Source organism: Flavobacterium sp. WG21, from assembly GCF_000335775.1.
GTDB classification, from domain to species: Bacteria; Bacteroidota; Bacteroidia; order Flavobacteriales; family Flavobacteriaceae; genus Flavobacterium; species Flavobacterium tructae.
The window spans coordinates 1-7,289 of record NZ_AMYW01000060.1; the positions used below are offsets into that span (position 1 = coordinate 1).

8 protein-coding genes are annotated in these 7,289 nt (G+C 34.6%); 2 read left to right on the forward strand and 6 right to left on the reverse strand.

Translation table 11 applies throughout. The features are described from left to right. From C245_RS23445 to C245_RS0122345, 6 genes are all read right to left on the reverse strand, one after another. Positions 1-601, reverse strand: a 601-nt coding sequence (locus tag C245_RS23445; protein WP_035747188.1) for a hypothetical protein, incomplete at its 3' end; no start/stop codon positions are given. A gap of 105 nt (positions 602-706) precedes the next feature. After that, positions 707-1,228: a MepB family protein gene (locus C245_RS0122325; protein ID WP_017498832.1), complete on the reverse strand. Its 522-nt coding sequence runs from the start codon at positions 1,226-1,228 to the stop codon at positions 707-709. A gap of 51 nt (positions 1,229-1,279) precedes the next feature. Further along, the gene (locus tag C245_RS0122330) at positions 1,280-3,076 is read right to left on the reverse strand and encodes a hypothetical protein (RefSeq protein ID WP_017498833.1); all 1,797 of its coding nucleotides are present in this window, start codon (positions 3,074-3,076) and stop codon (positions 1,280-1,282) included. After that, complete coding sequence (locus tag C245_RS0122335) at positions 3,073-3,624, reverse strand: RNA polymerase sigma factor (RefSeq protein ID WP_017498834.1); 552 nt, start codon at positions 3,622-3,624, stop codon at positions 3,073-3,075. The genes C245_RS0122330 and C245_RS0122335 overlap by 4 nt, the downstream gene beginning before the upstream one ends. 50 nt (positions 3,625-3,674) lie before the next feature. Next, positions 3,675-4,073, reverse strand: coding sequence for a hypothetical protein (locus C245_RS0122340; protein WP_026110233.1), 399 nt, complete (start codon positions 4,071-4,073; stop codon positions 3,675-3,677). Between the two features lie 8 nt (positions 4,074-4,081). Then, on the reverse strand, positions 4,082-4,957 hold the full coding sequence (locus C245_RS0122345) for a protease complex subunit PrcB family protein (protein WP_017498836.1): 876 nt from the start codon (positions 4,955-4,957) through the stop codon (positions 4,082-4,084). 179 nt (positions 4,958-5,136) lie between these two features. Between C245_RS0122345 and rmuC the strand changes: the two genes are divergently transcribed. After that, positions 5,137-6,510: a DNA recombination protein RmuC gene (rmuC, locus tag C245_RS0122350; RefSeq protein WP_017498837.1), complete on the forward strand. Its 1,374-nt coding sequence runs from the start codon at positions 5,137-5,139 to the stop codon at positions 6,508-6,510. 63 nt (positions 6,511-6,573) lie between these two features. Next, positions 6,574-7,122, forward strand: a complete 549-nt coding sequence (locus C245_RS0122355; protein WP_026110234.1) for an acyl-CoA thioesterase — start codon at positions 6,574-6,576, stop codon at positions 7,120-7,122. Positions 7,123-7,289 lie beyond the last annotated feature (167 nt).

Genomic DNA, 7,289 nt, shown 5'->3' on the forward strand with positions numbered 1-7,289 from the left:
TTCGAATGATCACTTCATCTAATTCAAAAGGATCTGAATCTGACTTAGCAGTCGATTTATTGAGACGTTCTGACTCCACCGGAGAGATTACCCTAAGTCCTGTTAGCGCTGCTGTCGTACTGGAGTTTTCAAATTTGGCTCCATTTACAAATCCCCTTTCTAAATCCCAGGCAATAATATATCCATTAAAGTTAACTAAATCCGCTGAACTTTTTATTTTTTCTAAAGATTCTGATAATGGAAGTATTTCATATAGTGTGGCCGAAAAATCTTTTTTATTTTCTAAAGGGTATAAATACAATACTTTCTGACCTTTATAAGCATCACTCAGATTATTATCTCTAACGGGAACTACAAGTGCCTCAGACCCATTTTCAAACTTTTCTACAGCTGCATTATTCCAATCATAAATCTGATTTTTAAACGACGAATCAATTTTTACTTTTGACTGATACTGTTCAAACCAAACCCTCGTTTGACTAACCTTAATAGATTGCTCTATTTTTTGTTCACTTCCTGCTTCCTCTGAAACACAACGAACTGTTAACACTGCAACTCCTAAAACCATTAAGAGGATTGCCATTTTTTTAATATTTTTCATACAAGTATATTTTTATAAATATAAGAAAAATATTATAATAAATAATTTAAATTATAGGTTTTGTTTTGCAAAAAAAACCTGTTCGTTAAGCCGAACAGGTTTTTTCTAAATTATTATTTTGAATCGTTTCAGATTTGTTTCGGGCGTAATGAAGTAAAAGTAATTCAATTGCCATTGCTGCGTTTTCTGGGCTTGTTTACTTGTTGTTTCATCCCACGGAGGATATACTCTTGTGGCTCTTTTGCCTTCTTTTTTCGAAGTGGTAAAAATACCTTTCTCTAATAAAACAGATTTAGGAAAAACAAATTGTCCGAAGAGTTCGTTCTTTCGAACACTGACAATCACAAAGTCAATAGCGTCTGTGAAATCAAAAGGCTCAATAATTCCCGTCGTATTGCGTTTCCATAAAGTTACAAACTGACCTGTTTTGGTGGGTGTGATTTTCGCTTTCCTGTAACGGATGTTTTTCTGATTCAATCGAAAACGGTAAGCATCGTACTCATTGCTTTCAGCTTCCGGTTGAGGTTGAGTGAGGTCAAAATCGCAACAATCGTAAAGTATTTCTTTGGCAATTATAAGATCTTTAGGTAGTGACTCCGGATCGGTCCCATTATTTTTGAGGATCATTTTATCGTTTTTTCTAAGTAATTTTTTGGTAAAACTACCACAAAAAGAACTTTAAAAAGTAACATTCAATCCAAAATTTAAGCCCCATTGAAACTGATTAAAAGATTGGCTGCTTAGTGGATTAACGTAATAATTCATAGCAGGCTCCACAAAAACACTTGTTTTCTTGTAAACGCGATATTGTAAAGTACTACTTAATGTAGAACCGTAGATGAAATCGTTGGCATTGACATTCTGACCAATCGAATTTCCGTTTAAGGCCATATTATTTGAAATCAGTTTTCCCACAAAACCACCGGTATTGATATTGATGTTGGTCCTGTTTTTACTGAAAACAGAATACGAAACCTCTAAAGGCATTTCGATATATCTTAAGTTTTGATCCAGATTCCCACTCTCAATAGAATTGCTCTCAATGTTATTTTGTTTTAACGCATTTGTAGTGTTTTTAGAAACAAAAATGTAACCTGAACTAGTGCTAATTTGGGGAGCTGCTGCGACTACTGTTGCATTTTGATTAAAATAGTCATTAGAAGTCATGCCAGCATTAGGCGGGCCATTGCTTATGTACGATACATCAGCAACACTTTGTCCTAATTCGTTGATCTTAAAACCTGAACCAACGGCCCATTTTTTGTTGATTTTATATTTTGTTTTAACACCGTAAGTACTTCCCTGTTTTGAGTCGTTTACATTGCCCAGCGTTTTGTCATTTTTATAATTTTCCGAGTTGGCTAATCCGGCAAAAACTTCAACGGCCCATCTTTCTCCTTTAGAAATGGTAGTTTTCTTTTCTTTCTCGTTTTTCTCTTCCGGATTAATTATACCTTTTTCTAAGTTTTGAAGTTCTGCCAACTGAACGGAATCCTGCTTGCTTAAAACGGTACTGAATTTCGAATTGTTTTTTGAATTACCTGTTAATTCTCTGCCTGGGAATGTGTTTTCAACAGCAGTTTTCTGATGCTTATCAGAAAGCGGGTTCACAGCACTTAAAGCTGTACTAATGTTATTTTTAGCAGGCAATTGCTCTTCGAAAACAGAAGCCGACACCTTATTTTTTGAATTTGGATAGAAAGGGTTTGCCTTTCCTGCACTAAAAGTTTGTTCCGCTACTATTTGATTAGCAGCTTTTTTATCAGCACTAATAGAATGATTTTTTGAATAAGAAGCTAATGGATTATTTTTCCCGGCAGCATACATTTTTTCAGCTACATTTTGATTGGAATTTTTCCCCGTTGGATTTAGAAATTGATTTGTTGAAGCAGAATTGAATGCATTTGATGGATCTGAATGGGCTGTATTTGTTTGGGCAGAAACAATTACTTTTTGGGTTGCGGTATGATCTTCATTTCTCTTTTGAAGAGTGGAGTTCAGATTTGCATTCCCTGAATTAGCCTTATTTGTTACATCAGAATGAGCAACTGCCGTTTTTTGATTGTGATTTTTTATAGAAAGCTCAGACGAATTTGTACTGTTCTTCAGAGAAGAGTTACTAACGGTATGATTTGATTCTTGCTGAGTGGTATTTACAACAGCATTATTCTCTTTACTTTGAATTGTTTTGTTAGAGTTTGGATTATTTTTCTTCTCATCAAGAACCACACTATTGTTTTCTATCGCGCCATTTTTTACCGTTTGAATTGCCGAAGTAGAGGTAAAATGTAAAACAGAAGGAAGCAGCAACCCTAATAATAAGCATGCAGCAGCCGACCACCAAAGAATAGCTTTCTTCTTTTTCTTTTTGGGTTGGTCTAATTTTTCTTCAATCTGACTCCATAATTCAGGAGGTGGAACACTTGAAAAGTTTTCCATTGATGAAAAAAGATCTTCTATATTTTGCTTTTTCATGCTATTTTAAAATTTTTTATGCTCATTATTTTTTTTTGCAAAATGCTTTTGGCCCGATTTAGATTTGATTTTGATGTTCCTTCAGAGATTTTTAAAAGTTCGGCTATTTCTTTATGCTTTAGTTTTTCAAAAACATACAGGTTGAAAACGGTGCGGTACTGATCCGGTAGATCCCGGATATATTCCAGCAGTTTCTCCTGTTCGACCGGAGCAATATCCAATTCCTCCTCCTCAACAAAATCAGTATCCGGATCAAAAACGTCCAAAAAGAAACTCTCTTTTTTCTTCTTGTTCAGAGTTTCAATCAGTTTATTAATGAAAATACGTTTTAGCCAGCCTTCAAAACTTCCTTCAAATTTATATTGGCCGATTTTCTGAAAAACGATCACAAAAGCCTCCTGAAATACATCTTTGGCATCGTCTTCATTTCTCATATACTTCAGGCATATACCATATAAAACAGGAGAGAACAACTGATAGATTTTCAGTTGCCCTTCTCTGTCATTTTTGATGCACAGTCGTATGTATTTATCTAAATCGTCTTTCAAAAAAGTGGTTTGTTTGGTTTTGCAAAAATAGTTCTTATAAGCTTATAAAACTACCTTTTGTAAATAGTACGTGATGCATCGGTATTATTGCTGACAATGGTTAGGTTTTGATTGTCAAGGTTTTCTATGACATAAGTTTTGCCTTCAAAAGTGATTAAGTCATGTTCGGCCTGATCAAAGTAACCAACACCTTTTTCAATTGTATAGGCGCTATTTCTTATTTCAACATTGTTTTTGTACGTGATTATTCTTCCGTTTGGTGTAAAAACGACTTTTTTGTTAAATCCGATCGTTTTAGGAGTTGCCGTATAGGGATTACTGTTTCCTCCAATCGATTTTTCCCAAATCCAGGTGTTTACAATTGAACCTGAATTTATACCCGTAGATTCCAATGAATATGCCGACGAAAAGAGACCGCATACGATGATAAATAAGAAATATTTTTTCATGAATCAGATTATTTTAGACTTGTTATTTTATCCTGAATAGCCTTTTTGAATGCTTTTATTTCGGCACTTTGATCGGCAGTATCTTTGTTGTCGATGGTAATTTTAGTAACATTTATACCCTGACGTAATTCAAAATATACCCCTCCCTGATCTGCGGCATCCGGAGAGCCATAGGTTTTAGTTTGTCCTTTTAAAGCTAAAATTTCAGCAGGTACCGATTTTAAGAAAAGCGTGTAATCTCCTTTTTTGGTAGTCGCCGTATAGCGGTATTGATCGAAATCGTAAGCACCAGCTTTAACGTTTAAGAATTTCTGGATATTAAAATCGTTGATCTGATAGAATTTTTGACAATCAGCACCTGTACATTGACCGCTGAAACTTCCTATTACGACATTGTCACGGTTGTCTGCTACTTTATTGAATAGTATTGTTTTAGTTGTTTTTGGTATCAAAATGAAATCTGACGGATACGTTGCCCCGGGTGCAATTGTCTCGCCCACTTCAGGTTCTTTTTCGTAGTAATTGACCAGAATCTGACATTTGTTTTGAACAATACTGGTTATCTTAATTTTAAAACCACCTGTAGGTTTAAGTCCTGAGAAAATACCAACGATCATTTCTTTATTAAAATCGATAGGTGTAATAGTAGCATTTGGACACGTATTCTCTTTTTTGGTGAAGTAAGCATTCAATCTTTCTTCAGAAGCAGCTAAAAATGCAACAGGATTGGTAGGTAAAGATTTAACACTATAGTTGCATAAAAGTGGAATTCCTGTAAAAGCTAAGTCTTCACTTTCTCCGCAAACTACATTCATATCTTCATTATTAAGGGAGCAGGCACTGAATCCAAAAGCTATAAACAAGCTTAGCATTAATTTTTTCATAACAATATTTTAATAGTTTATAATTAGTAGATGTCTTCTTTTGGAAATGGTTGCGTGATTTTTTTTATTTTTTTAGAATAATGATTTTATTTTTCGAGATTAGGGATTCGTGAAATTTCTAATTTAGAATAAAGCACTTCGTATTATTGTGTACTTTTACTTTATGTAAAAATGTAATTATGTTTGAATTTCTTCCGTATTTGTTAGCCTTCACAGCTGCGTTATTTCTAGGGATATATTTAGGAAAGACGTTATTTGCTGCACGATTTCAATCCGAAAAAGTGAGTCTGGAAGAAAGGTTGAGTGCCACCACAAATCAATTACAAATTCAGAAAGAGCAGTTTGAAAACGAAAGAAGAAATTTTGAAAAACAGCTCCATCTGAGCAGTTCTGAAAAAGAGAATATCCGAACCGAAAAAGACAGTCTCGCGATTCAGCTTTCTAAAAAAGAAGTTGATTTTGAAAACTTGTGGGAACGTCATAAAGAACAAAAGAATGAAGTAAGCGAACTTCAGGAGAAATTTACCAAAGAATTTGAAAACCTGGCGAATAAAATTCTGGAAGAGAAATCGGCAAAGTTTACGGAGCAGAATAGCGAAAATATGAAAAGCATCCTGCTGCCTTTGCAGGATAAAATTCAGGGATTCGAAAAAAAGGTAGAACAAACCCACAAAGAAAGTATTGATTATCATGCAGCTTTGCGTCAGCAGATTTTAGGATTGAGTGAAATGAATGCCCAAATGAGTAAAGAAACCCTGAATTTAACCAAGGCTTTGAAAGGTGACAGTAAAATGCAGGGGAATTGGGGCGAATTGGTTTTAGAACGTGTTTTAGAAAAATCCGGTTTAGAAAAGGGGAGAGAATACGAAGTACAGCAAAGTTTTACAAATGCTGAAGGAAACAGAGTTTTGCCCGATGTTGTAATCAATTTACCCGACGGTAAAAAGATGATCGTCGATTCAAAAGTTTCTCTGGTTGCTTATGAAAAATGGATCAATGAAGAATCTGAAATTCTTAAAATGGACTTCTTGAAAGAACATGTAAACTCTATTAAAAGACATGTCGAGCAGTTGGGAAGCAAAAATTATCATGATTTGTATCAAATCGAGAGCCCGGATTTTGTCTTATTGTTTATCCCCATTGAACCTGCTTTTGCGATTGCTTTAAACGAAGATTCGACCTTGTACAATAAAGCGTTTGATCGAAACATAGTTATTGTAACTCCTACAACCTTACTAGCGACTTTAAGAACTATTGATAGTATGTGGACCAATCAAAAACAACAGGAAAATGCCTTTGAAATTGCCAGACAGGCAGGAGCATTATACGACAAATTTGAGGGATTTGTTACCGATTTGGTACGTATTGGAAATAAAATAAAAGACACAAAAACGGAATACGAAAATGCCATGAGCAAGTTGGTAGACGGAAGAGGAAATCTGATTTCAAGTGTCGAAAAATTAAAGAAAATGGGAGCGAAGGCTAAAAAATCGCTTCCTGAAAATATTATTGCCAGAGCTTCTAATTCAGATGAAAATCAATCTTTAAATTAAAAACGTAGTTTCATCCAAGCTGTTCGCAAATAAACCTTTCCATTCAAATACAAATAAAAAATTATGACCGCAGATTTCAAACATGTTTCTTCATCGAAAATAAGTATATCAGAATTAATGTTGCCTTCGCATACTAACTTTAGTGGAAAAATTCACGGAGGATATATTTTACAGCTGTTAGACCAGATTGCTTTTGCATCAGCCTCAAAATTTAGTGGCAATTATTGCGTAACCGCTTCTGTGGATACGGTAAACTTTTTAAAACCTATTGAGGTTGGAGAATTAGTAACCATGAAAGCATCGGTAAATTATGTGGGAAGAAGTTCTATGATTGTGGGAATTCGTGTGGAAGCTGAGAATATCCAAACGGGAGCCATCAAACATTGTAATTCATCTTATTTTACCATGGTGGCTAAAGATAATGAGGGGAAAAGTGTGCCTGTTCCCGGACTTATTTTGTCAAATTTAGAAGAGGTGAGACGTTTTAGAAAATGCATCAAACAAATCGAATCTAAAAAAGAAGTGGAAGAACATGCAAGAATGACAGACGTTAATTCTATCGAAGATCTGGCAAATTTAAATCAGTACAATGTGCTTTTAGAAATTCACTAAGATAAGCCCTGAGAGGTGAGTTCTTTTGATAAATAGTGAGATGGGTTTTTAAAAAGAAAAAAGAAGAAAGATAAAAGAAAAGAGAGAAATATAGTCTTCTGCGTTTTATTAAAAGTGAAACGCTTTTTTCGGTTAGGAAATCTATGTTTCTATGTGTTAAAAAAGAT